The sequence below is a fragment of the Selenomonas oralis genome, assembly GCF_051603425.1.
Lineage (GTDB): Bacteria > Bacillota > Negativicutes > Selenomonadales > Selenomonadaceae > Selenomonas > Selenomonas sputigena_A.
On record NZ_CP194411.1, the window covers coordinates 2,507,748 to 2,532,596 of the forward strand.

23 protein-coding genes and 1 pseudogene are annotated in these 24,849 nt (G+C 53.7%); 1 reads left to right on the forward strand and 23 read right to left on the reverse strand.

Features of this window, described 5'->3' with window-relative positions; translation table 11 throughout:
• Positions 1–86 precede the first annotated feature (86 nt).
• The 8 genes and pseudogenes from ACRTGH_RS11870 to ACRTGH_RS11905 form a co-directional block, all read right to left on the reverse strand.
• Positions 87–2,484 (reverse strand): annotated as a pseudogene (locus ACRTGH_RS11870) (hemagglutinin repeat-containing protein); the annotation flags it as partial.
• Between the two features lie 23 nt (positions 2,485–2,507).
• Positions 2,508–2,963 carry a DUF600 domain-containing protein gene (locus ACRTGH_RS11875; protein ID WP_368845838.1) on the reverse strand — a complete coding sequence of 152 codons (456 nt, stop codon included), beginning with the start codon at positions 2,961–2,963 and terminating at the stop codon, positions 2,508–2,510.
• Positions 2,964–3,005: 42 nt separating this feature from the next.
• Entirely contained in the window at positions 3,006–6,056 is a 3,051-nt protein-coding gene (locus ACRTGH_RS11880; protein ID WP_438474410.1) for a hemagglutinin repeat-containing protein, read from the reverse strand.
• Positions 6,057–6,106: 50 nt separating this feature from the next.
• The gene (locus ACRTGH_RS11885; protein ID WP_368845837.1) at positions 6,107–6,505 is read right to left on the reverse strand and encodes a hypothetical protein; all 399 of its coding nucleotides are present in this window, start codon (positions 6,503–6,505) and stop codon (positions 6,107–6,109) included.
• 39 nt (positions 6,506–6,544) lie between these two features.
• Complete coding sequence (locus ACRTGH_RS11890; RefSeq protein ID WP_368845836.1) at positions 6,545–6,739, reverse strand: hypothetical protein; 195 nt, start codon at positions 6,737–6,739, stop codon at positions 6,545–6,547.
• A gap of 104 nt (positions 6,740–6,843) precedes the next feature.
• A complete protein-coding gene (locus tag ACRTGH_RS11895; RefSeq protein WP_368845835.1) occupies positions 6,844–7,131 on the reverse strand; it encodes a hypothetical protein in 288 nt (95 codons plus the stop codon).
• A gap of 235 nt (positions 7,132–7,366) precedes the next feature.
• Positions 7,367–7,753, reverse strand: coding sequence for a hypothetical protein (locus ACRTGH_RS11900; protein ID WP_368845834.1), 387 nt, complete (start codon positions 7,751–7,753; stop codon positions 7,367–7,369).
• A 45-nt stretch (positions 7,754–7,798) separates the two neighbouring features.
• Positions 7,799–8,170: a hypothetical protein gene (locus ACRTGH_RS11905; protein ID WP_368845833.1), complete on the reverse strand. Its 372-nt coding sequence runs from the start codon at positions 8,168–8,170 to the stop codon at positions 7,799–7,801.
• A 248-nt stretch (positions 8,171–8,418) separates the two neighbouring features.
• On the opposite strand from ACRTGH_RS11905, the gene ACRTGH_RS11910 reads away from it, so the two are divergent.
• Positions 8,419–9,615, forward strand: a complete 1,197-nt coding sequence (locus ACRTGH_RS11910; protein ID WP_368845832.1) for an MFS transporter — start codon at positions 8,419–8,421, stop codon at positions 9,613–9,615.
• Positions 9,616–9,702: 87 nt separating this feature from the next.
• Here the strand turns inward: ACRTGH_RS11910 and trpS are convergent, their stop codons facing one another.
• The 15 genes from trpS to ACRTGH_RS11985 all read right to left on the reverse strand — a co-directional run bounded on the left by trpS (position 9,703) and on the right by ACRTGH_RS11985 (position 24,661).
• Complete coding sequence (gene trpS / locus ACRTGH_RS11915) at positions 9,703–10,794, reverse strand: tryptophan--tRNA ligase (protein ID WP_368845831.1); 1,092 nt, start codon at positions 10,792–10,794, stop codon at positions 9,703–9,705.
• 72 nt (positions 10,795–10,866) lie between these two features.
• Positions 10,867–12,426, reverse strand: a complete 1,560-nt coding sequence (locus ACRTGH_RS11920) for a protein O-GlcNAcase (RefSeq protein WP_368846212.1) — start codon at positions 12,424–12,426, stop codon at positions 10,867–10,869.
• Positions 12,427–12,440: 14 nt separating this feature from the next.
• Positions 12,441–14,045 (reverse strand): CTP synthase, encoded by a 1,605-nt coding sequence (gene pyrG, locus ACRTGH_RS11925; RefSeq protein ID WP_368845830.1) that lies wholly within the window; start codon positions 14,043–14,045, stop codon positions 12,441–12,443.
• A 42-nt stretch (positions 14,046–14,087) separates the two neighbouring features.
• Complete coding sequence (rpoE, locus tag ACRTGH_RS11930) at positions 14,088–14,414, reverse strand: DNA-directed RNA polymerase subunit delta (RefSeq protein ID WP_368846211.1); 327 nt, start codon at positions 14,412–14,414, stop codon at positions 14,088–14,090.
• A gap of 109 nt (positions 14,415–14,523) precedes the next feature.
• Entirely contained in the window at positions 14,524–16,179 is a 1,656-nt protein-coding gene (argS, locus tag ACRTGH_RS11935; RefSeq protein WP_368845829.1) for an arginine--tRNA ligase, read from the reverse strand.
• 84 nt (positions 16,180–16,263) lie between these two features.
• Positions 16,264–16,707, reverse strand: coding sequence for a YwiB family protein (locus ACRTGH_RS11940; protein WP_368845828.1), 444 nt, complete (start codon positions 16,705–16,707; stop codon positions 16,264–16,266).
• A 130-nt stretch (positions 16,708–16,837) separates the two neighbouring features.
• Positions 16,838–17,317, reverse strand: coding sequence for a hypothetical protein (locus tag ACRTGH_RS11945; RefSeq protein ID WP_368845827.1), 480 nt, complete (start codon positions 17,315–17,317; stop codon positions 16,838–16,840).
• Positions 17,310–18,785 (reverse strand): cupin domain-containing protein, encoded by a 1,476-nt coding sequence (locus tag ACRTGH_RS11950; protein WP_368845826.1) that lies wholly within the window; start codon positions 18,783–18,785, stop codon positions 17,310–17,312. Before ACRTGH_RS11950 ends, ACRTGH_RS11945 begins: the two co-directional genes overlap by 8 nt.
• A 36-nt stretch (positions 18,786–18,821) precedes the next feature.
• Entirely contained in the window at positions 18,822–19,622 is an 801-nt protein-coding gene (locus ACRTGH_RS11955; RefSeq protein WP_368845825.1) for a HesA/MoeB/ThiF family protein, read from the reverse strand.
• Between the two features lie 184 nt (positions 19,623–19,806).
• Positions 19,807–20,109 (reverse strand): RNA helicase, encoded by a 303-nt coding sequence (locus ACRTGH_RS11960; protein ID WP_368845824.1) that lies wholly within the window; start codon positions 20,107–20,109, stop codon positions 19,807–19,809.
• 76 nt (positions 20,110–20,185) lie between these two features.
• Entirely contained in the window at positions 20,186–20,692 is a 507-nt protein-coding gene (locus ACRTGH_RS11965; RefSeq protein ID WP_368845823.1) for a hypothetical protein, read from the reverse strand.
• Positions 20,693–20,735: 43 nt separating this feature from the next.
• A complete protein-coding gene (locus ACRTGH_RS11970; protein WP_368845822.1) occupies positions 20,736–21,716 on the reverse strand; it encodes a sugar phosphate isomerase/epimerase family protein in 981 nt (326 codons plus the stop codon).
• 60 nt (positions 21,717–21,776) lie between these two features.
• On the reverse strand, positions 21,777–22,805 hold the full coding sequence (locus ACRTGH_RS11975; protein WP_368845821.1) for a FecCD family ABC transporter permease: 1,029 nt from the start codon (positions 22,803–22,805) through the stop codon (positions 21,777–21,779).
• On the reverse strand, positions 22,802–23,644 hold the full coding sequence (locus ACRTGH_RS11980) for an ABC transporter ATP-binding protein (RefSeq protein WP_368845820.1): 843 nt from the start codon (positions 23,642–23,644) through the stop codon (positions 22,802–22,804). Before ACRTGH_RS11980 ends, ACRTGH_RS11975 begins: the two co-directional genes overlap by 4 nt.
• A 12-nt stretch (positions 23,645–23,656) precedes the next feature.
• Entirely contained in the window at positions 23,657–24,661 is a 1,005-nt protein-coding gene (locus ACRTGH_RS11985; RefSeq protein ID WP_368845819.1) for an ABC transporter substrate-binding protein, read from the reverse strand.
• Positions 24,662–24,849: the final 188 nt, after the last annotated feature.

Genomic DNA, 24,849 nt, shown 5'->3' on the forward strand with positions numbered 1-24,849 from the left:
AACATGTTCAGGTTCACCGCTTCCTTTATGAGAGCATATCCTATCGCTATACATAATGTTGCTAAAACTGCCATTTCAGGAGAAGCCATCATCTCATAATTGTTCTTCGTCCCACTAGCCACCGAAGTCGCACCAGCTGCCGCATTCCCACCGATGGCTTTTGCAACGGTTGCGCCGATGATGGCACTGACGCTCTGAACCGTACCCGGATCTTTGCCATCAAGTGCCTTAATAACAGCTTCGTTGAGGCCGGCGCCGACAGCACCAGAAGCAAAGCCAGCACCTGTGATCTGGCTCATGATGCCGCCGATAATGGCATGGACGGCGATTTTTCTGCCGCTGCCGTCGTCGGGCAAGTTATGTGCGAGGCGGAAGGCTTCCTCGCCGAAGGCGGCGGCGAGTTCCTGCTGCTCTTCGATCTTCTGCTTGTCAAAGATTCTGCCCAGCTCGTTCAGCGAGTTCGCCGTATCGCGGCTGAGGGCGGAGATGTCCTGCGTGGGATTGTCGCGGATGTCGATGGTTCCCTGCGCGACGGCAGACTTCGTCGTGCTGCTTGCCTCTCCCTTGGCCGGCATGGAGATGTTGGGTGCGAGGCCTATAGTATTATAGACCTTGGGAAGCGCTGATAAATTCAGCACCGGCATCTTGGTACATCTTTTCCGCCCTGTCTGCGTCGGCAAATCCTCCGCATAGCCCCGCTATGCGTCCGGTTTTCCTCCTTGGCAAGTCGAAAAATCTGCACCAATCTGACGGACTTCATTTTATCAGCGCTTCCCTGTCCTTCGCCTGCTGGCTCATCTTGTCGTAGCTGCCGTAGTGGTGGTAGGCCGCCCCGATGCTCTTTGCGCTGTAGTCCGCTTCGTTTTCCAAATCGCTGAAAGAGAATGTCCCCGTGCTGAGGCGGTTCTTTTCCGCTTCTGCGTCGCTTGCAAGAACGCCGCCTTTGAGGCCAGTGTTCTTCTCGACGTAGATGTCGAAGCCGTCTTTCCCTGCGAAGATGCCTGCCTGCTCACGGGCGCTGCGGTAGTAGGATTCCAGGCTTCCCTTGCTGACCGATGCACCGATCGTGGGCTTGGAGAAGGAGCGGAGGATTTTGCCGGAGCCGGCCGGGTCGAGCATCTGGTTCATGCTCCAGGAGAGGTTGAAGCCCGCCGATGTGTTCTTCTCCTCGTAGGTTTCTTTTTCCTGCAATGTCTCGATCGTGAGATTGCCGCCGACTTTTGCCTCGATCTTTTCGCCCTTGGCCTTGCTTCCGAGGATGTTCGTATCCTTGCCGCTTTCCAGCTTGAGGGTTCCTGCGGCTTTTACTTCCGTGGGGGTGTAGGACGTGCGGCTTTCCTTGCTCTTTCCTTTGGCGCTGCTCGCGCTTAGGCTGAGGCCGGAAAGGCCTTGCGGGCTGAAGGAGGCTCCGATGCTTGCAGCGCTCGTCTTGTTCTCGCTCGTCGTGACGCTGGTGTTTTCTCCGGCTTCGAGGCGCACGTCTCCCTTGGCCTTGAGGGAGACGTCTTTTCCTGCAACTTGGGAGCCTTTGACAGAAAGGTCATGCTCTGCTGCTTCGATGCTTGTTGTACCGCCTGCGCGGATTGTGCTGCCCACGTATTCCTTGCTTGTGCTCTCGGTGCGGCTGTAGGTCTTGCTCGTGCCGAGGCTGAGATTCAAGGAGAAGCCTGAGGCATTCTTCAGCGGGTTTTGTCCCTTGCCGAAGTTTTCATGGATGAGGCGGCCGGCCTTCAAGCGATCGTCCTTCACTTCGCCCATGCGCATGAGCGGCGCGGCAATCTCCTGCCCGAGATCGAGGAGACCGTGGCTGAGACTGACGGTAAGCCCCGTCGTCCGACTCTCCTGCGTGAAGCTCTCGCGGTAGATGTTTTCCTTGCCGTCGAGGTGCGTTTCTTTGGCCTGGATGCTTGCTTCTTTTCCGGCAAGGATGTCGGCCGATGTGAGATGCGCGGTTTCTCCCGCTGTGATCCTGACGTCGCCTTTAAGGCCGGCGATATTCGTTCCCGCCTGCGTAAGGGCGGAGCTTTCCCGTTCGCTCTTTTGCTTCTGCGTGCCGATGGTGAAGCCGAGCCCGCCGGAGGAGAAGACGCCGGATGTTTTCGTTTCCCTGAGGCTGTCGGTATGGGCGTAGTTCTCCGCCGTCTCAGCGGAGAGGTTCCGGCCTGCGGCGATGGCAGCACTTTCGTCCGCGACGACGTTGGCCGCCTGGAGCTGTATGTCCTGTTGGGCGGCGAGGTGCACGTTCTTTCCGGTCACATTTGTCCCGCGTGCCGCTGTGCGTTCACTGTCGCTGCGGAGTGTGGTCGTCATGGTCGAGAGGAAGGCACTGGCCTTGTGCTTTTCGCCAAAGCGGTCGACGGCGGTTTCCTTTCCTGCCGTGAGGCGGATGTCTCTTCCGGCAGACAGGGAGATGTCCCCTTGCCCGCTCGCGATGTTCGCCACCCGTGCCGTTAGGTTGTTTTCAGCAGCAAGGGAGATGCTGCCTCCGACATTAGCACTCTTGCATATTATTTTCCGGTTTTGATTTCTTCAAACCATTCATTGAAAATGTCAGGTGAAATTCTTGATTTTGAATCACTCCAAAAATTTTCATAGGAATATGTAGCATTCAAGCTATTTTTCTTGACATCATACACCAGTTTTATTTGTGTTGGCATATCTCTGTTGTATTGTTTGCAAAGGGTTTCAATTTTCCCAATATCTTCAATGATGATATCTAATGCCATATCTTGACGATGTTCTGAAACATCATAGTCAAAATGTTGTTTATTTGACATTTCATTAAGTTGATGTTTCTTTACAGTTTTCCCAGAAATTGTAAAGAAAAAATCACCGTGTATGGTTTTGCTTTCGTGTGAGCAGTAGATATATATCATATCTGCTTGCTCGTTTACATATTCAAGGCAGATTGATACCATATCCGCTTGATATTCAGAAAAATAATCTTCGAATATTTTTCCCATGATGAAAATCCTCCCATATTCATCGTTGCAACAGCATATTTATTATTGATTAATTTTGATTGTAGTTTTTTCCCCATCAATACTATATCTGATATCAAATCCCGACGGACGCATATCAGAATCTTTATACAGTATTTTTACTTCCACCTTTACATTCTTTCCTGATTCAATCGCTTTAGCCCATTTGTTTTCGAGTATGCGATAATCACTTAAATTGACTTTTGACGCTTGAGATACAAGATTATCCAACTCCGGGGAACCACCAAAACGATCGCCGGCCAAATGTCCCGAATGGTCATCTGAAAGCTTTCCAGGCGTATCTGGATTATGCTTCAACCGCTCTGTACGCTCTGTAAGCTGAAGTTTGTCCGTTTCAAATTTGTTCAGTCGGCCTAAGTGGTCTGTTTCGTAAAAGTAATCAAATTCTCCTGCCTGATATCGGACGTTGGGCAGTAACCTGCCGTCTTTCATATGAATCTTGACTGTATCCGTTCCTATTTTTCCAAGATTTTTGGCCGCAACTCTAGGAGCTTCGCTGGCATGGGCTACTTTGCCGAATATGGACGGCATCCTAGATGTCAATCCGGCTGCCAATCTTGCACCTCTCGATGATTTTGTCAAGGCGCCTCCCGGAGCCAACAGCAAGACGATTTCAGTGAAGAGTTCCCCAGCAACCTCCCCTTTTTGGAAACCATCCCCGTCTTTCAGTTTTTGATATCTTTCCTGGAAGAAGGCTACCATTTGTGTGCCTACTTCCTCTCGGAATTCAGGGTTTGTGCTGAGCAGCCCCATGAATTCTCCAATCGTTCCCAAAACCTGCTGCGGGTGGCTTGCCAGTTCTATAAGGGCATCGGATGCCGCAGAAACGGAACCTGCGCTTCCTTTGATAAAGCCTATGTCAAAACGGAAAATCTCCCCGATTTTTCCATCGTATTCCCCCCTGTGGAACACAATTTTTTCATCTGTCCTGTCCAATGGATAATCCCGCAGCTCATAGTCATTGTATTTGAAAATCACAAATTTTGCAGGCTGTCCGTTCAACGTCTTGTTTTGAAATCTGAATTTTTCCAGTCCAGTGCTGGTGTCCTCGATGATATCCAAATCCCATGCACGCCCCCGGTTGTCGATGGCGACAGCAACTTTCTCGCCGTTCTCTTTGCCGAACATTACCATGTACTCAAAGTCTTTTAGTTTTTTATATTCCTCCGATTCCAAGAGCAGCAATAGTTGTTTTCGGATGGCTGGGATTTTCTCGTAGCGATTGTTCCTCGTTCCGCTGGCGGCAGCGACAGCTCCAGCCGTAGCATTGCCGCCAATGGCTTTGGCAGCTGCGGCGCCGAAGAGGGTGCTGACTATCTGGGCAAGCCCCGGATCTTGTATCTTCCCGATTTCGTTGATCAGAAGTTCGTTCAATCCCGCGCCTACAGCACCCGAAGCAAATCCCGCACCTGTAATCCGGCTCATAAGCCCGCCAATAAGGGCATGCACCATGGCTTTCCTGCCGCTTCCGTCATCAGGCAGGTCATGGGCAAGGCGGAAGGCTTCCTCGCCAAATACGGCGGCAAGTTCCTGCTGTTCGGCTATGGTTTTCTTGTCAAAGATTCTGCCTAGTTCGTTCAGCGAGTTCTCCGTATCACGGCTGAGGGCGAAAAGATCCTGCGTGGTATTGTCCCGCACCTCGATGGTTCCCTGCGCAACGGCAGATCTCGTCGTGCTCTTCGCCTCGCCCTTGGCCGGCATGGCAATGTTGGGAGAGAGCCCTATGGTCTTGTAGAGTTCGTCCTGCTCCTTGGGGCTTTTGCTCTTGAGGTTGCCATAGTGATTGTAGGAAAAGCCCTGACTTTGGGATTCATAACTAGCCTTATTCTCCAGATCGCGGAAAGAGAACGTGCCCGTGGAGAGGCGGTTCTTCTCCGCTTCTGCGTCGCTTGCTATGACGGCTCCTTTCAGATCGGTATGCTTGCCGACCTCGATGTCGAAGCCTTCTTTGCCTGCGAATACACCTGCCTGCTCCCTGGCGCTTTCGTAGTCAGAATGGATGTTTCCCTTGCTTCCCGAAAGGGAGATGTCCGGCTTGCCGAAAAGAGTGCCTTTCTTCCCGTTGCCGAGGAGGCCTTTATGGATGTCGAGGCTGAGACCGATGCCTGCGCTTTTTGTTTTCTCCTCGTAGGTTTCTTTTTCCTGCAAGGTTTCGATCGTGAGGCTTCCTCCGACGTTCATTCCGACCTTTTCACCTTGCACTTGGCTGCCGAGCAGGGCGATGTCTTTTCCGGCATGAGCCTCTACGGTTTCCTGCGCCTGAACCAATGTCGGCGTATAACTTGTTTTCGTCTCCCGGCTCTCGCTTTGCATGCGGCTGGCGTTCAGGTTCAGCCCGGAGAGCCCGGAGGCTCCGTAGGTCGCCCCGATTTCTACGGATGTCTGCCAGCTTTTTGTCGTTGCCGTCGTCTGCTCTTCCGCCGCTTCGAGACGGATATTTCCCTTGGCTTCGAGCCGGACGTTCCTGCCGGAGACTTCGGATCCTTGGATCCGGATGTCCTTCTTTTCTGCCTGGAGTTGGAGATCCTGCCCGCTGCGGAGGATGCTCCTTGCCGTATCCGTGCTCCTTGTTTCCTGTGTCTCTATACTCTTGCTTGTGCCGAGGCCGATGTGGAGGTTCAGGCTCAAATTGCCTTTGGCGATGTTCTTGAGTTCCCGACGATTTTCATAGAGCGCTCTTCCGGCGCGGATTTCGTAAAGCGCCTTGAGGCGAGGATCTTCGACTTCCCCGGCTCTTTTGAGCGGCTGCCAGACGCTTTCTGCGGCACGCACGGAGTTCCCGCCGAGGCTCAGGGTAAGTCCGGTCCGGGAGCGTTCGTGCGTCTCTTTTTCCAGGTAGATGTTTTCCGCGCCCCGGATTTGGACGTCGGCGGCACGGATCCCGATATTTCCTCCTGCCGCGATGTCTGCGGCTTGGAGATCAGCCTGGTTCTGAGCTTCAATATTTACGTTCCCGCCTGCGGTGAGCTCTGCGCCGACTTGTGTGGTATAGTCGCCCTGGAAGTTGTCCTTTTCTTTCCTGGTGCCAAGGAAGATGCCAAGGCCTGCGCCCATGAGTCCGCTTTTCTTGACTTCGCGGTGCGTTTCCTCTTTCTCGTGGACAACTATTGAGTAATTGTAACTTCGATTATTTTAAGAACATGTTTTTTGTTTTGCTTTAATGATTGTACTTGATCCATATATATACGTTCATACATCTTCCGTTGTTTTTTCAAATCACTTATTACCTCCTGTAATTCAAATCCTACTTCATTTGCATAGTATTCCAAAAAACAAATCATCATTTCAAATCCATCACCGACATTTTCTACTGCATTTTTATTATTTTCAACAATAGTATTCCATTCTTTTACAACAACTGGATCAATTGGATTTCCATCTTTCATCATATCCAAGTTTATAATTCCAAGCAATATACCCAATCCATCACTCGGGTTTTTCCAATAATATGAGTCCAAAAACATAACCATTGCCTCATATAGCTCTTTTTTTATCCAATACATACGAACATCTCCATTTCATGAGACTTCACTACTTAAAATTCATCTGAATTTCCTTTTTAATCCAACCTTTTCGTCCCAAATTTTTGGTGTTTCATTTAGTCCCCCATCCCATATTTCTCCATTTCTTGATTCTACCCAATACTGTTTTCCTTCTTCATTGATTTCTGCATACCACTCATTGCCATATTGATCTTTTCCTAGTAAATTTTCTTTCTTATTGGCAATATTAGTCAATTTTTCCCTATTTTGTGGTGTATCCGTTAAATGCCCTTCCTCTTTAGAGAATATATGCTTTAGAACATTCTCTTTATTAGATAATCGATTTTTTCCTGGCGCACTTACGTTTTTTTCGGTGATTGAAAAGCTTTTATATCCTGTCCTAAATTATTAGTGGCTCGATAGAGCACTATGCCGCCATACCCCATAACCGTAAGTCCAGTAGAAACTATTTCCGGCGTTATCGCAATACCTATCCCTGTATCTGCTACTGGAATACTTCCAAGGGTTATTCCTCCGCCCCAAAAAGAAATAGCAAGACCAAGACCCATAGAAACTTCATCAGTGAAAATCTTGCCACTTTGACTAAATAAAGTATGTGGATCATGGGGAGGACGCCCTGCTATCATTTGGAATATACTTCTGCGCAAACCGAAAGCCACATTGTTATCAAGAGATATACCTACACTTTCGAAAAAATCGAGCACTGGAGATTGCACATGTACAGGGGTAACAAAAATCCTGCCTAAACGAATTTGTTGCAGTCCGTCGAAGGTGACATAATCGGTATTCTTCTTGTTGATAATATCGGCAATTTCATCGGGCGAGAGGATTCCTTCTTTTGTTAGGCGCTCTTCCTCTTCGTTATCTTGTCGGTCTTTCTCTTAGAGCAATAATCTCAAAAAAGAAATTCCATGTAACGAGGATATAATGAAACATCTCTTCATCCTTAAATCGTTCCCCTATATATTTTTTGACAAATGTATGATATTTCCCACCATAGATCCTATAAAATACATTATCAAATTTTTTCTCTCGGAAAAAATCGAAAGGCTGATCATCGTATGGTAAAAAAAGCCACTGTCCTTCGTCGACACAATGAAAAGACAGCTCTTCTTCAAATTCCAACATTATGCCATATTTATCGCTCTCCAAATAAACGGTAAACTTCTCGGAATCTCCACATTGTAAACGCAAAAGATAATTTCCGACAGGAATCATACCTCTATTGACTTCTTTCCATTTTTCCATGCTTTTTCCTCTCGGTTTCATAATCTGTTGTTCCTTTTTTGGGCATTAGCACTGCAAATCACTGAATTCTTGTTCCTTTTCGGTATACATATATATATTTTTTCCACAAAATATTATTTTATCACCAGAGTTCAACAATAAGATTATTTTTACAAACCCTTTTTTATATGGTTTTCCTTCAACAGAAAAAATATAACTCCCCATTCCCCATGGTTCATTGGCAGAAAGCTTAAAATACAACATTTCCTTAATGACCAAAACAGCTTTCTCTTCTTGCTTTCTTTGGGGAAGCTCTGCTGGCAGCGTTAAAGAAAAGTATATTTCTTTTTTTAGATACTGTATTTTTATATCATTCAGCAAAACATCATGAAGGTATAACTCATTTTTTTCTATGTTATTTGCATCAATATATTTCATAATTCATTTTCCTCAACTTTAGAACCTATCTCCCGCATGCGAATGTGTCTCCCCATTCTCATAATAGCCCCCGAGGCCAATCCACACCTGTGATCTGGCTCATGATCCGCCGAAAACGGGCGTGCAGGGCGTGCGGTTTTCCATTTTTATGTTTTCTTCTTAAAGGGATAAATATACAAACAAATGCATCCATGTTACAATAGGAAAACACACGCCTCATCAAACAAGGATGGGAAGGAGTCTTTCGCATGTCGGGTACAAACAGCCGCCTGCCTGTATTCTTGCTCAGTGCAGGCCATTTCTTCAACGATTTTTACTGCAATTTCCTGCCCGTGCTCTTACCTGTCATCATGCCCAGGCTCGGGCTTTCCCTGACGATGAGCGGGCTTCTGGTCATGGTGCTTTCCATCACTTCCAATCTCCTGCAGCCTGTCTTCGGTTTCTTCATGGACAAGCACAACTTGAATCGTTTGCTTCTTCCCGTCATCCCCTTCGGCTCTTTTTGTATCTGCAGCATCGGCTATGTCGGGAGCGCTCCCGTACTCTTCTGCCTCATCGCACTGACGGGGCTTTCCATCTCGGCTTTCCATCCTCTCGGCTCCGCGCTTGTGACGCGCGTCTCACCGCCCGAAAAGCTCGGCAGCTCGATGTCATACTATATCGCCGGAGGCAATGTAGGCTTCGCCCTTGCCCCGCTGATTATCGTCGCCTTCATCGGCACATGGCCGATGGAGCAGCTGCCCTGGCTCATCACGCCGAGCCTCTTGCTCTCACTCCTCTTCTATGCGAAAGGGCTCACAGGCTATTCCACCATACAAAAAGCAACTCCCGGACAATCGCCCCCGCTGCTTTCGGTTTTGCGCAGCCGTTCCGTGCTCGGGCTCAATCTTGCCATGGGGCTGCGCGGCTGGGCGCATTTTTCCGCCTCCGTCTTCCTGCCGCTCCTTCTCATCGAAAGCGGCTGCTCCCAGCTCGTTTCAGGGCTCATCCTCACCCTGTTCCTCGCAGGCTGCGCCGTCGGCGGTCTCGTCGGCGGCTATTTGGGCGATCGCTTCAGCCACAAGAAGATCATCGTCTATTCTCTTCTTCTCGGCATCTTTCCGACAGCATACTTCTACTGCCATCCGGGAGCGGCGCCACTTTCCCTCGCGGCGCTTTTTCTCGCCGGCGCCTGTCTTCTTGCACCTCAGCCAAGCTCCATCGTCTGGGCGCAAAAGCTCATGCCGGATAACGCAGCCATGGCGTCGGGCATGATGATGGGCTTCTGCTTCGGCATCGGCAGCATCGGCAACGTCCTGACAGCAACACTCGCCGAGCAGATCGGCCTCTCGTTAGCTATGCTTCTCACTGCACTCCCCGTCGCAGGTTCCGCTTTTGTCGCAGCATTAACGAAGTTTCCCGAACAGGCAGGAGCCGCATCGAAAATTTCATCTGAAGCAAATTAAAGAATCTGTGCACCGGGCTCTTTCGCCTCTATGCACAGATTCTTTTTTGCTGCGGCAGCGCATCTCTGCTGTCCCCGCAATCTATGGTTACGCTTCGCCGCTGAACCGCTTCACCTGACCGGCGATCAGTTCCTCGTCCTCGAAATAGTTGATCTTCATCGCCGCCTTCATCGCCTGCAAGGTCTCAGCAGCCTTTGCGCGCGCTTTTTCACTGCCTTCCGCGAGCACGCGATAAACGGCGCGGACATCTTTTTCAAGCGTCTTACGGCGTGCGCGGATCGGCGCAAGCTCGTCTTCCAAAACAGCGATGAGGAACTTCTTCACCTTGACATCGCCCAGGCCCCCGCGGCTGTAATGCTCCTTCAATGCAGCGAGGTTTTCGTAATCGGGCAAAAACCTGTCGAAATGCTCGGGACGTGCAAATACGTCGAGATAGGTAAACACCGTATTGCCCTCGATCTTTCCGGGATCTTCGACGCGGATATGGTCCGGGTCGGTATACATCGACATGACCTTCTTTTTTACCTCTTCCGCCGGGTCGGATATATAAATGCCGTTGCCGAGGGATTTCGACATTTTTGCCTTGCCGTCCGTGCCCGGCAGGCGCATCGCCGCTTTCTGCGAGGACAGCAGGCTCTTAGGCTCAACGAGCGTCTCGCCGTATACTTCGTTAAACTTGCGCACGATTTCACGCGTCTGCTCGAGCATCGGCTCCTGATCCTCTCCTACCGGCACCGTCGTCGCCTGGAACGCCGTGATATCCGCCGCCTGGCTTACGGGATAGGTGAAGAAGCCAACGGGAATGCTCGTCTCAAAGTTGCGCATCTGGATCTCCGCCTTGACGGTCGGATTGCGCTGCAGCCGTGATACCGTCACGAGGTTCATGTAGTAGGCCGTCATCTCGAAGAGCTGCGGCACCTCGGACTGCACGAACATCACGGTCTTGGCGGGATCCAAGCCGCAGGACATGTAATCGAGCGCTACCTCGATGATATTCTGACGTATCTTCTCGGGATTGTCCATATTGTCGGTCAATGCCTGCGCATCGGCAATCATGATGTAGATTTCATCATACTCTCCCGAGTTTTGCAGCTCGACGCGTCGTTTGAGCGAGCCGACATAATGCCCGAGGTGCAGCCGTCCCGTCGGACGATCCCCCGTCAAAATAATCTTTTTCATGCCAAAATCCTCATTTCCTCAAAATTCATTATCTGCCTGTTCCCAGCCCGAGGCGGCATACAAGCAGAAAGCTCACTGCCCGCCGCTCTGCCGAAAATTCGCGCCTGCCGCAGCGGCACGGCCAATATCGTCCAGCGTCGCTCCGTCGTTTTTTCCGCTGGAAAGCACTGCATTCTGCATATCAACTTGTCCCCAGCCCTCATGCCATTGCCGCGCTTTTTTAATGAAAGAGACAAGCACCTGCTCCGACAAGCGCGGCGCTTTCTCATCCTGCCATTCCACAGGGACGTCAAGCAGGCGTCTGTAATAAGCCGCCTCACGCCCCAGTTGGTTTTTGCGCCTGGCCTCGAACATGGAAAGCGCCGCCTCCCCGGCTTCAGCGTAGGAAGCGAGGAGATGAAGCTGCGGCAAGCATTCCTCCTTCACTTCCGGAGGCAATCTTTCCTCAAGGTGTTTCGCAGCACGTTCCAAGCGCTTAAATTCCCTGGCAAGCACTTTCTCTTCCGCCTTCGTATCGGCTCCTGTGGCCAGCTTTTCCCAGAAATTCTCCATCTCTTTTTGCAGCAAAGGCGCGTCGGGACTTCCTATATGTGCCCAGTCCTTGTCCATGCGCCGTGAATGAAGCGCAAAAAGCTCCATATCCGAAGCGAGGCCGCCGTATTGCTCGCGAATGGCATCGCGCCACGCTTCTTCCGCATCGTAAGCCAGCGGATCTTTCAGCCAAGCCGCCCCCGTCGCCAAAGCGATGCGCGAGAGCCGCGGCTTTTCCATCGGATTGAGCAAAAATACGGGGACACGCTCCGCCACAGCGCTGTCCAAACCCTGTACAGGGCCAAGCGCGAGCTTTCCCGGCAGATAATCTGTCACGGGGTAATTCCACCAAAGCCCCACCGAACGATGGTAAAGGCGCTCCGCCTTCGCCAGATCCTCTGCGCTCACGCCTTCAGGCACGACCTCGGAGCCTGTAAAAAGCACGACGATATCCGAATCGAGTTCCGCTGCCATATCCCGCGTATAGGCCTTTGGCGCATCTCCCTGCACCATATCGCGCAGAAAATATTCCGTCGGTACAGCCAGAAGCGGCTGATCTGCCAAGCCGCGCGTCAAAAGCTCCCGGTTCAAACGATTGAGGAGGCGCGCCTGCGCCTTGCCATCCTTTTTCTCGATATCATCAAAGAATACGGCAAAGCGATGGATGCCAAGATTATGCACCGACTCCAACTTCCTGAGCAAAGCGCGATAGTCCGCCTCGCCTGCCCAACGGGAAAAGCGGGCGTCAAGCCCCGGTGAAACGGCAAAGACAAGCTGCACCCCCGCTGCATCCGCCTCCTTTGCCAAACGCTTCAGTGCCAGCAGCTCTTCCGGCGGATAAGGCTCACGCCATTTCTCGCGGTGATACGGATCATCCTTGGGCGCATAGACATAGAGGTTCATGCCTTTCTCGCCCAAAAAATGAAACATGGAACACCGTTCCTCCTCCGTCCACGGCCTGCCGTAGAACCCCTCGACGATTCCGCTTTCCGCAATGCGCTTGCCTTCCCCGGCTTTTTGCGCCTGTGCCCTTCCCTGCGCCAAGATCTCCCCTGCGTCCGAAAAAGCAGCGGCGCCCAGAAGAAGCGCCGCCAAAAGCATCACAACCAGCCGCCTCATTTGACGTCGAGCGCAGCTTTCACAAAATCGCGGAAAAGGGGATGAGGATAGTTCGGACGCGACTTGAGCTCAGGATGGAACTGCGAGGCAACGAACCATGGATGATCCTTGACCTCGACGATCTCAACGAGACTGTCGTCCGGCAGAGTGCCGGCCACTCTCAGGCCTGCGCGTTCAAGCTCGGCACGGAAATCGTTGTTGAACTCATACCGATGACGATGGCGCTCGCTGATTTCCTCCGTCCCATAGGCAACCAGGCTGTTCGTCCCTTCCCGGAGCTTGCACGGATATGCGCCGAGCCGCATCGTACCGCCCTTGTCCTCGACATCCTTCTGCGAAAGCATGAGGTCGATGACAGGGTGCTTCGTCTCATGGTTGAATTCTGTGGAATGGGCGTCCGTCATGCCGCAGACATGGCGCGCAAATTCGATGACGGCACACTGCATGCCGAGGCAAAGGCCGAGGTACGGAATGGCGTTTTCCCGCGCATACTGTACGGCGCGAATCTTGCCCTCAACCCCGCGGTCGCCGAAGCCGCCGGGCACAAGAATGCCCTTCGCACCGGTAAAGATTTCGCCAAGATCTGCATCCGGCGATTCAAGCGCCTCCGAATTCACCCAAGCGATTTTGACCTCCGTATCGTTCGCGATACCCGCATGATGCAGTGCCTCTGTAACGGACATATAGGCGTCCGGCAGTTCCACATACTTGCCGACGACGGCAATCTTGACCTTCTTCGCAGGATGTTTGATCTTAAAGACCATTTTTTCCCACTCTTCCATATTGGCCGGGCTGTAGTCCATGTGGAGCTTTTCGAGCACGATCTTGTCGAGGCCTTCCTTCGCCATCATCAAAGGCACTTCATAAATTGTCGAAGCCGTGAGGTTCTCAATGACGGCGCTCTTGTCCACATCGCAGAAGAGTGCAAGCTTTTCCTTCATTTCGCTTGAAATCGCTTTTTCCGCGCGGCAAACGAGGATATCAGGCTGGATGCCGATTCCGCGCAGCTCCTTCACGCTATGCTGCGTCGGCTTCGTCTTGAGCTCGCCCGCAGCCGAAATATAGGGTACGAGCGTCACATGGATATAAAGCGCATCGTAACGTCCGACATCCTTCTTCACCTGGCGGATGGCTTCCAGAAACGGCAAGCTCTCAATATCGCCGACCGTGCCGCCGATCTCCGTGATGACCACATCCGCCCCGTCAGCAGCCGCTACGTCATAAACACGCTGTTTGATCTCGTTCGTGATATGCGGAATGACTTGCACCGTCTTGCCAAGATAGTCGCCGCGCCGTTCTTTCGTCAGCACTGTATCGTAAACCTTGCCTGCCGTGATATTGGAATTTTTCGTAAGGCTGATATCAATAAACCTCTCGTAGTGACCGAGATCGAGATCCGTCTCCGCACCATCGTCCGTGACGAAAACCTCGCCGTGCTGGTACGGGCTCATCGTACCGGGATCGATATTGATATAGGGATCGAACTTCTGGATCGTCACCTTGATGCCGCGGTTTTTCAAAAGCCGTCCCAAAGAAGCTGCCGTGATGCCCTTGCCAAGGGACGAAACGACGCCGCCCGTAACGAAAATATATTTTGCCATTTTTGCCTCCTGCTCTTTTCCGGCTGATCTGCGACGCTCGGCTTACTCTTCCTGAATGCCTTCGAGAAGCTTCTCACGGCGACGGGAAGTCTTTGAGCCTGAAGAAGCAGAAGAACGCGAGGCATGGGAACGCTTTGTCTCGGGCGGCTTCCACTCCGCCAGTCCCCATTTTCCATCGCCCTCATAGTGGAAACGACTGTCCATATTGATCAAGGTGTAGACTTCCGCAATGGCATGGGAAAGCGACTGCACAGGCTTGCGTTTCTTATTGATGACCTCGATGACGAGATCCTTGTAGTACATCGCTTGGCCCGATTCGCCCAAGATGGCGTATGCCACATCCGTTTCCGAGCGCTTCGAGTAATCCATATTTTCCAAAACAATAACCTCCCGTTGCTGATCCTTTGACATAACTCCTCCCGTCATGCCGCAGGAAACCGACGGCTTCCCGCTTTCAGGAGACGCCGCCGCCCATGGCTCACATCTTCTCAGGCGCTGAAATCCCAAGAATCCCCAACGCATGACGAATGACATTTCCCGTCACCGCGACAAGCGCCAGACGCGCCCCGGACAAAGCAGGCTCTACGCCCACGATGCGGCACTGGTTGTAAAAACTGTGAAAAAGCCCGGCAATATCGTAGACAAAACGCGCGATACTATGCGGCGCACGATTTTTTGCAGCACGCTCGATTTCTTCCGGATACTCCTCGATCTTCTTGATGAGGGCTGTCTCCGTCGCTTCTGTGAGAAGAGAAAAATCCGGCTCGTCCCCCGCCGCAAGGCCTGCCTCTTCCGCTTGACGGAAGATGCTCGATATTCGCGCATGCGCATACTGAATATAATAGACCGGATTCTCATTGGAATGTGACTTCGCCAGATCCAGGTCGAAATCAAGCTGGCTGTCCAAGGAGCGCATGAGGAAGAAGTATCGCGCCGCATCCGTGCCGACCTCTTCGATAAGCTCCTCCAAAGTCACGCTCTCGCCCGTGCGCTTCGACATCTTCACTAGCTCACCGCCGCGATAGAGACTGACCATTTGCAGCAGAAGCACCTCGAGATCATCCGGCGCATAGCCAAGCGCCTCCAGCGAAGCCTTGACACGACAGACATAGCCGTGATGGTCCGCGCCCCAGATATTGATGAGCCGCCCGAAGCCGCGCTCGAACTTATTGCGGTGGTAAGCAATATCGGCGGCCAGATATGTCGGCACGCCATTGTCTCGTATCACAACGCGATCCTTGTCGTCGCCATAGTCCGTCGAGCGCAGCCAAAGCGCGCCGTCCTTCTCGTAGAGAGCTCCCTTTTCCTTGAGCTCATCACAGGCCGCGAGCACGGCCTCTGGGTGCAGCGTGCGCTCACTAAACCATTCATCGAAGGTCACATTGAAAGCCTCGAGATCTTCGCGCAAATGCCCGAGCTTTTCTTTCAGGGCTATTTCTTTGAAAGCCGCCAGCCTTTCCGCTTCATTCATCGAAAGGTATCTGTCCCCATCCTCTTCGATGATGCGTTTCGCCGTGTCCACGATATCCGCGCCATGATAGCCGTCCTCGGGAAAAACCGAATCCTTTCCCAGCAGTTCCAAATAACGCGCATTGACCGAAGCGGCAAGATTATCGATCTGATGCCCCGCATCGTTGATATAATACTCGCTGCGAACGGGATAACCCGCTGCACGCAGCAGATTGACCAGGGCGCTTCCCGTCGCCGCCCCGCGTCCATGTCCGACATGCAGGAGCCCCGTAGGATTCGCGCTCACGTACTCCACCATGATGCGCGGCACATCCTTGGGCGGCAGGTTGCCGTAGTCCGCACCCTGCCTGTAAATCGCCCGGAGCATATCGTGAAGCACATTCTCCCTGAGATAGAAGTTAATGAAGCCGGGGCCTGCGATCTCCGCACGTTCCAGCCACTCGCCGCGAATCCGTGCCGTAAGCTCCTCGGCAATCTTGCGCGGATTCATGCGAAAGACGCGCGCCGACTGCATCGCGAAATTCGTCGCAAAGTCACCAAACTTTTTCTCCGGCGGCACTTCCAGCAGAATATCGGCAAATTCTCCTGCCGGAAACACGCCGTCGGCAGCCGCTTCCTCCGCCGCCGTACGAATGGCCTGTGCCAGTTGTTCCTTGATGTCCAAAAAAATCCTCCTAATCTCTTCGCCCGTCCGTATCACGGAAAACAGCGGCGACCCATTCCAGCTTTCCTCAGCACGACGCCCAATTCAGCTGCATTCCCGGCCTTCCGATGCGTCCGGCATAACCTCGATGTGCAGCTCATTCGCGCTATGCCAGGCACCATTGATGTGCATGGCATAAACCACATCGATCTGCCCGAAAACAGCGTCATAGACGATGTCAAGCCGCTTCGTCGCCACGCAGAGCTCAAGTTCCCCGAAAGGCGTTCTATAACGGCTGCGGCTCTCCTGCCCCGGAATGAAGCGCTGCTCCTGCTCCACGGCGCCGCGCCGCGTCAAAATCAGCGCCCCCGGCGCGACCTTGAGCATCGTCCGAACCGAGACGCCCTCGGCCAGTGTCGTATCATCATAGATGATGTAATGCCTGCCGCTGCGAAAATAATGCTTTCCCACAGTTGTCATTCCTATGCGGCTGACCTCGCCTGCCGCATCCGTCTGCTCGCCCGTGACCTTTACGATTACCTTTTCCACGAAATCGATCCTCTTGCTCCTGCAATCCATTGGCTAAACATAAAGGTTATCATGTTTTGCCTTCTTTTTCAATGAAAAGAATTGCCCGCCGAACGCCGCGGATTCCCCTCCCGTTCGAGCGCGGCTCCTCTCATTGCTGCTCTGCCTCCACCGTAATCGTTATCGCATTGTCCCGCATCAAACGCGCAAGCTGATAGCAATCCTCGATATATTTCTTTGCAAACCAGCGCATCATGCTGTAGCCGGCGGCAGCCGCAATCCCCTGGCCGATGAAAGGCACATACTTCGCGGCTCCCTTGCCGAGGTAGCGCTTGCCGAAACTCTTCAGGATCAGAATCACGCCTTCCTTCGTCGCAAAATCAAAGACCTTCTTCACGAACGGCACAAAGATATCATAATGCCGCAGACGTTCCTCTGCCTCCTGAGAAAGACCAAAACGCTGCCGCACGTCCGCCATCATTTTCAGGCAGATCCCTGCGTCGACCCCGATATCAAGTCCAGGAATGGGATTGATCGCATTGGCTGCCCCCGCAATCGCATACGTCTTGACCTTGCCGTGACAGTCCGAGCGAATTTCTTCCAATGTTCTTTCGCGTACCATATCAGCCATTTCCACCGCCTCCTGTCCGTGCTGCCGCCTCATTTCCGGCTTGCGGAACCTCCTTCTCGTCAGGCGCCGCCGCATCGCGCGAGGCGTCCGAATACTTCCCGATGGCCTCCTTGGCCTGCGGATACTTTTTCAGCAGCTCCTCACGCCCCATGATGCGTATGCCATCTGCCTGGAGCGCCGGCGTCGTCATGCAGCTGATGAAACTATAGCCCATGGGATCGATATTTTCCGCTGCAAAGATCTGTCCCTTGGGAATCAGCACCATCGGCATATCTTCCGCCCCAACGCCCAGCCTGAACTCCCGCAGCTTCCCATCCGGCAAAAGCACCGTGAGCTTCAGCCCGCAGCCCTCATGGAAGTACCAAAGCTCATCGCAGTCGAGTTTCTGGAAACGCAACGCACCCGATCCCGAGAGCAAGAAGTAGCTGCTGCCCACAGTCGGACGGCTCGCCTCTTCCCCTGTCCAATTCGGTGAAGTATAGACCCAGCTGTAAGCACCACCCTGCGCATCGCCCAGAAGCTTGAACTTCTGCATAAGCTCCCCGACACGCGCCGCCGTCCGCGCTGAAACGGCCATGTTTCCGGCAGTCGGCTCCGCCTGTTCCGCTCCCTGTACAGTCAAGCCGAACGGCGTGAACCCCTCGTCTCCGGCCACCGGCCTCTCGGCCTGCATCACCGCCGTCGGAGAGGACGCCTCCTCTTTTTCGCTTGCAGCGGAACTTTTCGCCGCTTCAGAATCCGCCGCAGCGTCGAGATTTGCCCCCTCTTCGCCAGCATCCGACGCCTTGGAAGCACTGCCGCCCTTCCGCACCACATGTTCGGACACAGATGCACCGCCCTTGCCCGCGCGAATCGTCAGCCTGCCGGACACGGGAGTTTCCTCAGCCTGCCCTGCAGGCCGATCCACAACCAATGTGCCATCTTTCTTGATGCGTATAACCGCTGTATCCGACGACCCTGTATTTCCGGAAGCCGCATCCGTATCCGGCTTTTTTCCCTTCTGCGCCGTTTCCGCGTCGGTCTTTCCGGAGCGGCGCGTCGAGGGTTTCGCCCCGGTACTGCCGCCAGGCTGCTTTGCCGTGCTCTCCTCCGCCTCAATTTTTGCGGAAGTGCCTGCCCCCTTGCCCATAGCGGCTTTCTCAGCCTCCTGCAGTGCCTTGCTCGATGCGGCTCCACTCTTTGGCGGTTTTTCTGCCGCCACGGCGCGGGAAGGTGCCGCCGCCTCCTTCGTTCCTTTCGTACCCTTCATGCTTTCTGCTTCATCCCCGGCTTTTCGGTCTGTCGCCGTTGAAGCGTCCTCTGCCGTCGTACGCACTTTTCGCGCCCTGTTCGTGTCATTCGCATTCCGCTGCGTCCCGGACGCCGCCTTCACGCCGCCGGCAGCCCCATGCACCACGGCCGTGCCGCCCAAGGATGTTCCGGCCAACACCCCTGCCAATACCCATCCAATAAGCTTCTTATATTCCATGGTCGAACCACCCTTCAAGCAAAACCATCCCGTACATTATATCATAAACGCTCTGTTTTCGCCGCACGCTGTACAAGACTTATTGCTCTGAGGCAAACTGATCCTGCGAAACTGCACGGAAAGGGCATCGTATGTGAGAAGCGTGCCCACGAGCAGTTTGCCGAGGCCAAGGCTGTATTTTATGGCCTCTGTCGCCTGCAAAACGCCCAGAATGCCGGAAACAGCACCAAGGATACCGACCTCCCTGCTCGTCGGCACAGCACCGTCTGACGGCGCTTCCTCAAAAACGCAGCGATAGCACGGCCCCTCGCCCGGCAGAACGGTCATTGTCTGCCCTACGAAACCAACGACACCCGCATGGGAAAACGGCTTTCGCAAAAAAACACAGGCATCATTGATTAAAAATTTTGCAGGAAAATTATCGGTGCAGTCAAGGATGAAATCATAATCCCTGTCGCGAATGATGTCCGCTATATTCTCCCGGGCAATTCTTTCCCGGTAAACAATGATTTTTGCATCCGGATTCAGCGCCGTCAGCGTCTCCTTCGCCGAATCGGCCTTTTTCTTGCCGATATCGGCCGTTTGATGGATGATCTGCCGCTGCAGGTTCGAAAGGTCGACGGCATCGTCATCGACAATGCCGAGCTCACCGATTCCCGCCGCAGCAAGGTACATTGCCGCAGGCGAGCCCAGTCCGCCCGCGCCGACAATGAGCACTTTCGCCGCGAAAAGTTTCTGCTGCCCTGCCTCGCCGACGCCCGGCAGAAGCATCTGCCTTGAATAGCGCTGTCGTTCCTTTTCTTTGAGCGCATGCACATCATTTTTTTCTGCCGTCATGACACGCCTCCTCCCTGCCGTCCAAACCGCCGCCATGCTGCCAACACGGCGCTGCACTTTCACGCTCCATATTCTTCGCGCCTTCCCATAATCCTTCTTCCCGTTTTCGCAAAACCAAAAGCGGCAGCCCGCAGCACATGCCGCGAGCCGCCGCTTTTTCAGCCTTGTTGATATTGCCGCTGTATCAGACAGAAACGACCTTGACGATATTCGCACCGAACGCCTCTTTGAGCACCGGAACACATTCCTTCAGGAGCATCGTGCGTTCACGCACCGTGCGTGTTGTGATGAGGAGCGTCGTGCCGCTCTTGGCAAGGTTCTGCAATGGTGCGAGATACTTTCCGTACTTTTCCGCCCCAAGGATTTCTTTAGCCCGTGCCAATCCGTCATGCACATCCGCCCGAGCCTCGGGAATGCGGTCTTCAATCGCACTCATAGTCTCCGCCGTAAGATGCGGATTGTGGAGCAGCCATTCTTTTTCCATCATGGTGGAATCCTCCCTCTCCTTTACGAAAAATCCTATCTCCGGAAAATGCCCGCCTCCCCCAAGACCATCTCCCATCTCAGTGCTGCATCAAGCCGACCTTGATAAAAACAATCTTGCCGTCTTTGACGCCAAAAGTCAGATAACGCATGGGATCGTCTGCCTGCCAATACGTATAATAATCGTAGCCGGGCATACGGCGCGCCTTATGCTTTTTCGGATCCACCTGGCCCGTGCCGTAAAGCTTATGGAGGATCGAGACGTCCATGCCGACCGTCACGCCTGCCGGTGTGGCCCAGCCATTGTTCGCCTTCACGATGATGGACTTCACGCTCGTGCCGTCCGCTGTCGGCACAATCTTCACGCTGTCGCCATAGCCAAGGACATAATCGATATGACGCGACTTCATCCTCTTCATCGGTCCATAGACCTCGCGCACATAATCAAGCGACATGCCCGGTTCGATGGTGCCGAGCGAAATATCCTGCGGCCCCATCCAGTCGAGCCCCTCCGCACCGCATACAGCACTGCCGGTCATAAGCGCAGCACCGAGAAGCAAGCTCACAGCGATTTTCTTCATTTTCATACAACACACTCCTGTTCAAACACAAAGCAACTCCGGCGATATCTCAGACGGCTGCATCACCTCCCCCGAAACTTTTCTTTTGCTGCCTTACTTTATCATACCATACAGCAAACGACTCGTACAAGAATTCATGCACAAGAAATTCCGGCTCAACAGCTTCTGCAATGCGCCGTGCCGCCGAAGTCGCAAAAGGCCGATGCCAATCCACCTGCGAAACATAGCGATAGGATTCTTCCACAGTCAAAGCCTGCGGCCTCTCCTTCTGTTTCTGCGCCATCATCCTGCGCACAAAAGCGCCGGAAAGCGAACAATGCAGATGCATGGCAAAGATCCGCTCACGCAATGCCCCAAGATTTTTCACGCAGCGCAAAATATAAGCGGCAGCCTGCGCCTCATCTGCAAGCCGCAGTTCCGTGTTCATCATATGCCCGGTGTCGAGCAAAAACCCCGTGCGCTCATGTCTCGTCGCCTCCAAAAGACGTGCCGCAAGCATCGGCTCCGTCAAAGTCAGTCCCGGCCACCAAAGATTCTCATAGAGCAGCAAGCACTCCTCCGGCAAGGCATCCGCAAAAGCGTTCACCAAATCTGCCGTAGCATCAATAACGGTCGCCGCGCCATAGGCAAAGCGCCGATTATAAAGCTCCCAGCTGCGCGCGTTTGCGACATGAAGCACGACATAGCGCGCACCGCAGGCCGCTGCCGCACGAATATTTTCCCGCCAGCGAGAGAGCCACTCTTCACGGCTTGCGCCAAAAACAGCGGCAACGGTTTCCCTGTCGCCGAACTCCCGCACGAGTTCCTCTTCACGCCCCCACCAGAAATCAAGCCAATTCGGCCAGAAACGCAGGTGGACGCCGCAGATGTCAAATTCAGAAAAGAACTCCTCGCGTCCCGCTCCGGTAAGCATGAGTTCAATGCCGGAAAAGCCGAACTCCTCCAGCAAATGTCTGAGGCGCGTCGGGTCGCCCCCCAAGACAATATCCGTATCGCACGGATAATCCGAGACATTCAAAAGCTCCCGCATCATCCATCCCCCACTGATGCCGCAGCGGCATCGCCGCTGCAGACATAAACAAAATCCGTCTCACTGCAAATATTTCCGGCGTCGGCGCAGCAAGTAAAGAAAATACGGCGTCCCAATAAAAGCCGTCATAATGCCGACGCGAATTTCCACCCCAGAAAAAACGATGCGCCCAAAGGCATCGGCAAGCACGAGAAACGCGCCCCCGGCCAAAAAACTTGCCGGCAGAAGATATCTGTGATCCGGTCCGGCAACAAACCGCATCATATGCGGTACGACAAGACCAACAAAACCAATATTGCCGCTGACCGACACACCTGCCGCTGTCGCCAGCGATGCGAGCGTGAGAAACAGCAGCCGAAAGAATGTCACATTCATGCCTACGGCACGCGCTTCCGTCTCCCCCAGCGCAAGGATATTCAAATGGCGTGCGAGCAGCAGCAGAATGCAGCCGGCCGCACCTATGGGAACCGCACCGAGCACGACATGATCCCAGCGTCGGTAATCCAGTCCTCCGATTGTCCAGAACAAATACTGCTGCAAAGTCTGCTCATTTGCAGCCGTGAGGACAGCAGCTGTACAGGCGGCGAGAAACATACCCACAACCACGCCGGAAAGCAAAAGCGTCATCATCGGCACCCTGCCGTGCTGCAGGGAAAGCAATACCGTCAATCCCACAGCGAGCAAAGCGCCGCAAAAAGAAAAGCCTGTCAGAAAAAACGGCCCTGCTGCGGCCGCCCCCGAGGCAATCGCCAACACGGCGCCGACCGAGGCGCCTGCCGAAACCCCGATAATGCCGGGATCAGCCAAGGGATTAGAAAAAATCCCCTGCAGCACCGCTCCCGATATGCCGAGACCCGCGCCGACCAAAAGCCCGACGAGCGTACGCGGCAGGCGGATATGCCAAAGCACCGCTTCCTGCTCCGGCGTCAGGACAACCTCGGGAAAAAGAGGCAGCCCTGCCGCATGGGAAAACGCCGCCAGGATACTGCGCAGCGGAATATCGTATTGCCCCGCACTCATGGAAAAAACAGCCGCAAACGCCACGAGAAAAACGAGAGCGAAAAAAAACCATCCCCGCCTCCTGCTCATGATGCCGTCTCCCCCCTGTCGCCCAAAATCAGCCCGAGAAGCCGTGCCTTCCTGTCGTCAAAGTCATCCTCCGTAAACACTTCGGCATGATTCGTGAGCGGATTCCACGCAACATGCACAGGCGCCCCATAAGCCCTCGTCAAAATCGTATCGGTCAGCACATCCGCAGGCTTGCCGTCCGCGAGAATACATCCTCGGGCAAGAAGCAGGAGACGCGAACAAAAACGGGCGGCAAGAGAAAGCTCATGCGCCACGATCAGTACCGTCTTGCCGGCTCTTGCAAGCTCACGACAAAAGCGAAAAATCTCTTCCTGATAAATGACGTCAAGCCCCGTTGCCGGTTCGTCAAGGAAGAGCAGCGGCGTCTGCTGTGCAAGCACCTTTGCCAGCAGCACGCGTTGGCGCTGCCCGCCGGACATCGCACCGAGCGGCGTTTCCGCCAGCTCCGACACCCCCACATACTCCATGCAGGCCTCCGCCAAGGCTCGATCCGCAGCGCTTTCTCTCCGCCACCAGGAAAGATATGCATAGCGTCCTGCCAGCACGATTTCTCGTGCCGTGTAATCAAATGCAAGATCGACCTGCTGCTGCAAATATGCGGCACGACGTGCCAAAGAGCGGGCGGACAGCTGCAAAAGCGGCTCTCCCAGCAGCATAACCCGACCTGAAAAAGGCGTCAGAATACCGCGCAGCGTCTTTAGGAGCGTGCTCTTTCCCGCTCCGTTGGGGCCAATAAGGCCGACAAGCTCTCCCTCGCCTATGGAAAGCGAAACATTTTCCAAAACAGGCTGTTTCCCATACCCCGCATAGAGGCCATCCGCCCTGATTCTTTCCCTCATAAATCCCCCGCTTCAATCCACGGCTGAAAGATGTTCATCGCGCCCTTGACGGAATGCGTCGCCATAAGCGCGATAAGCAATCTCCTGCACACCGAGCACGAAATCCTGCGAAGAATTGTAGATATAAGCCTCCGTAGGCTCCAGAAGGTTTCCGCCCCGAATCGCCTTGAGCGTCTGCAGCGCCGGATCATCCAGGTATTCCCTGCGGAATTTTTCTACATCGAAATTCCCGTGATTATTATATGTAGGCAAAAACAAGATATCGGGATCGATCTGGACAAGCTGCTCCTTCGTCATGACCTGGCCGTCACGAATGCCCAAAACGGCGCGTCCGTTTTTCACCCCCGCATAGCGGCACGCCTCATCAAAAGTCGAGCCTATACCGCCATATCCCTGCATCAGCGAGATCAGAACAACCGTTTTTCTCTCCTTCTCGGGAATCGCATCGACTTTCTGCTTAATGTCTTTAAGACGCGCGTCCATCATGGCCAGAAGCCTTTCACCGCGCTCGGGAACACCGGCCGCCTGCGCCAGCAAAACGACGGTTTCCCTGATCTCCTCAAGATTCCTCGCCCCCTTGCAGACGACGACCTTGAGTCCCGCTTCCCGCAAGGACGGCACTAAGGAGAGATCGCCCCAGTCCGGCACAATGACGAGATCCGGGGAAAGCGCCATGATTCCTTCGACCGTCGGTCTGCCTATGCGATTCGGCACCTTTTCAGCCAAACCCACGACATTCGAGCTCACGGGATCATCGAGCAGCGCGTCAACGGCCGCCATATCTTCCGGCGGCACAAGGCCGAGCATGACCTCATCCGTGCTCATCGAGAGCGTGAGAATGCGATGTGGTTTTTCGGGCAGGGACACGACCGTTCCCTGGATGTCCGTCACCTCATAGGACGCTGCCGTGCCATGCCCCGGCGCCTCTGAACTGCCGCAGGCTGCCAGCAGCAGACAAAAGCAGAGCAGCACGCCGGCCAAAACATTTCTTGCCAAAATCTTCCCTTCCTTCTTCATTCCTCCATTGTGCAGCCAATGGAGACTTCTTGAAAACATGCTACCGCGAAAGACTTTGCTTGTCAATCTTCTGTGTTTGAGGAGCAGCAAACCGCCGCACTTTCCGGCAAACATTGAACAGGAGGGATTCCCGGTGGAAACCCCTCCTGCCCATATCCCGTGCAGAGCCCGGACTGCTGCGCTTCCGT

Bases quoted from the DNA above. Each gene is read 5' to 3' on its own strand.
- ACRTGH_RS11965 (WP_368845823.1), bottom strand. From the start codon at position 20,692: ATGAAAATGAAGAAAATCGCTGTGAGCTTGCTTCTCGGTGCTGCGCTT.
- ACRTGH_RS11970 (WP_368845822.1), bottom strand. From the start codon at position 21,716: ATGCGGGAGCTTTTGAATGTCTCGGATTATCCGTGCGATACGGATATT.
- ACRTGH_RS11900 (WP_368845834.1), bottom strand. From the start codon at position 7,753: ATGGAAAAATGGAAAGAAGTCAATAGAGGTATGATTCCTGTCGGAAAT.
- ACRTGH_RS11955 (WP_368845825.1), bottom strand. From the start codon at position 19,622: ATGACGGCAGAAAAAAATGATGTGCATGCGCTCAAAGAAAAGGAACGA.
- ACRTGH_RS11875 (WP_368845838.1), bottom strand. From the start codon at position 2,963: ATGGGAAAAATATTCGAAGATTATTTTTCTGAATATCAAGCGGATATG.
- ACRTGH_RS11895 (WP_368845835.1), bottom strand. From the start codon at position 7,131: ATGATAGCAGGGCGTCCTCCCCATGATCCACATACTTTATTTAGTCAA.
- ACRTGH_RS11880 (WP_438474410.1), bottom strand. From the start codon at position 6,056: ATGGGCGCAGGCCTTGGCATCTTCCTTGGCACCAGGAAAGAAAAGGAC.
- ACRTGH_RS11905 (WP_368845833.1), bottom strand. From the start codon at position 8,170: ATGAAATATATTGATGCAAATAACATAGAAAAAAATGAGTTATACCTT.
- rpoE (WP_368846211.1), bottom strand. From the start codon at position 14,414: ATGGATTACTCGAAGCGCTCGGAAACGGATGTGGCATACGCCATCTTG.
- ACRTGH_RS11980 (WP_368845820.1), bottom strand. From the start codon at position 23,644: ATGAGGGAAAGAATCAGGGCGGATGGCCTCTATGCGGGGTATGGGAAA.
- ACRTGH_RS11950 (WP_368845826.1), bottom strand. From the start codon at position 18,785: ATGGAATATAAGAAGCTTATTGGATGGGTATTGGCAGGGGTGTTGGCC.
- ACRTGH_RS11975 (WP_368845821.1), bottom strand. From the start codon at position 22,805: ATGAGCAGGAGGCGGGGATGGTTTTTTTTCGCTCTCGTTTTTCTCGTG.
- ACRTGH_RS11920 (WP_368846212.1), bottom strand. From the start codon at position 12,426: ATGCTTTTGGCGGCGCTTCTTCTGGGCGCCGCTGCTTTTTCGGACGCA.
- ACRTGH_RS11885 (WP_368845837.1), bottom strand. From the start codon at position 6,505: ATGTATTGGATAAAAAAAGAGCTATATGAGGCAATGGTTATGTTTTTG.
- ACRTGH_RS11945 (WP_368845827.1), bottom strand. From the start codon at position 17,317: ATGGCTGATATGGTACGCGAAAGAACATTGGAAGAAATTCGCTCGGAC.
- trpS (WP_368845831.1), bottom strand. From the start codon at position 10,794: ATGAAAAAGATTATTTTGACGGGGGATCGTCCGACGGGACGGCTGCAC.
- ACRTGH_RS11910 (WP_368845832.1), top strand. From the start codon at position 8,419: ATGTCGGGTACAAACAGCCGCCTGCCTGTATTCTTGCTCAGTGCAGGC.
- ACRTGH_RS11960 (WP_368845824.1), bottom strand. From the start codon at position 20,109: ATGATGGAAAAAGAATGGCTGCTCCACAATCCGCATCTTACGGCGGAG.
- ACRTGH_RS11985 (WP_368845819.1), bottom strand. From the start codon at position 24,661: ATGAAGAAGGAAGGGAAGATTTTGGCAAGAAATGTTTTGGCCGGCGTG.
- pyrG (WP_368845830.1), bottom strand. From the start codon at position 14,045: ATGGCAAAATATATTTTCGTTACGGGCGGCGTCGTTTCGTCCCTTGGC.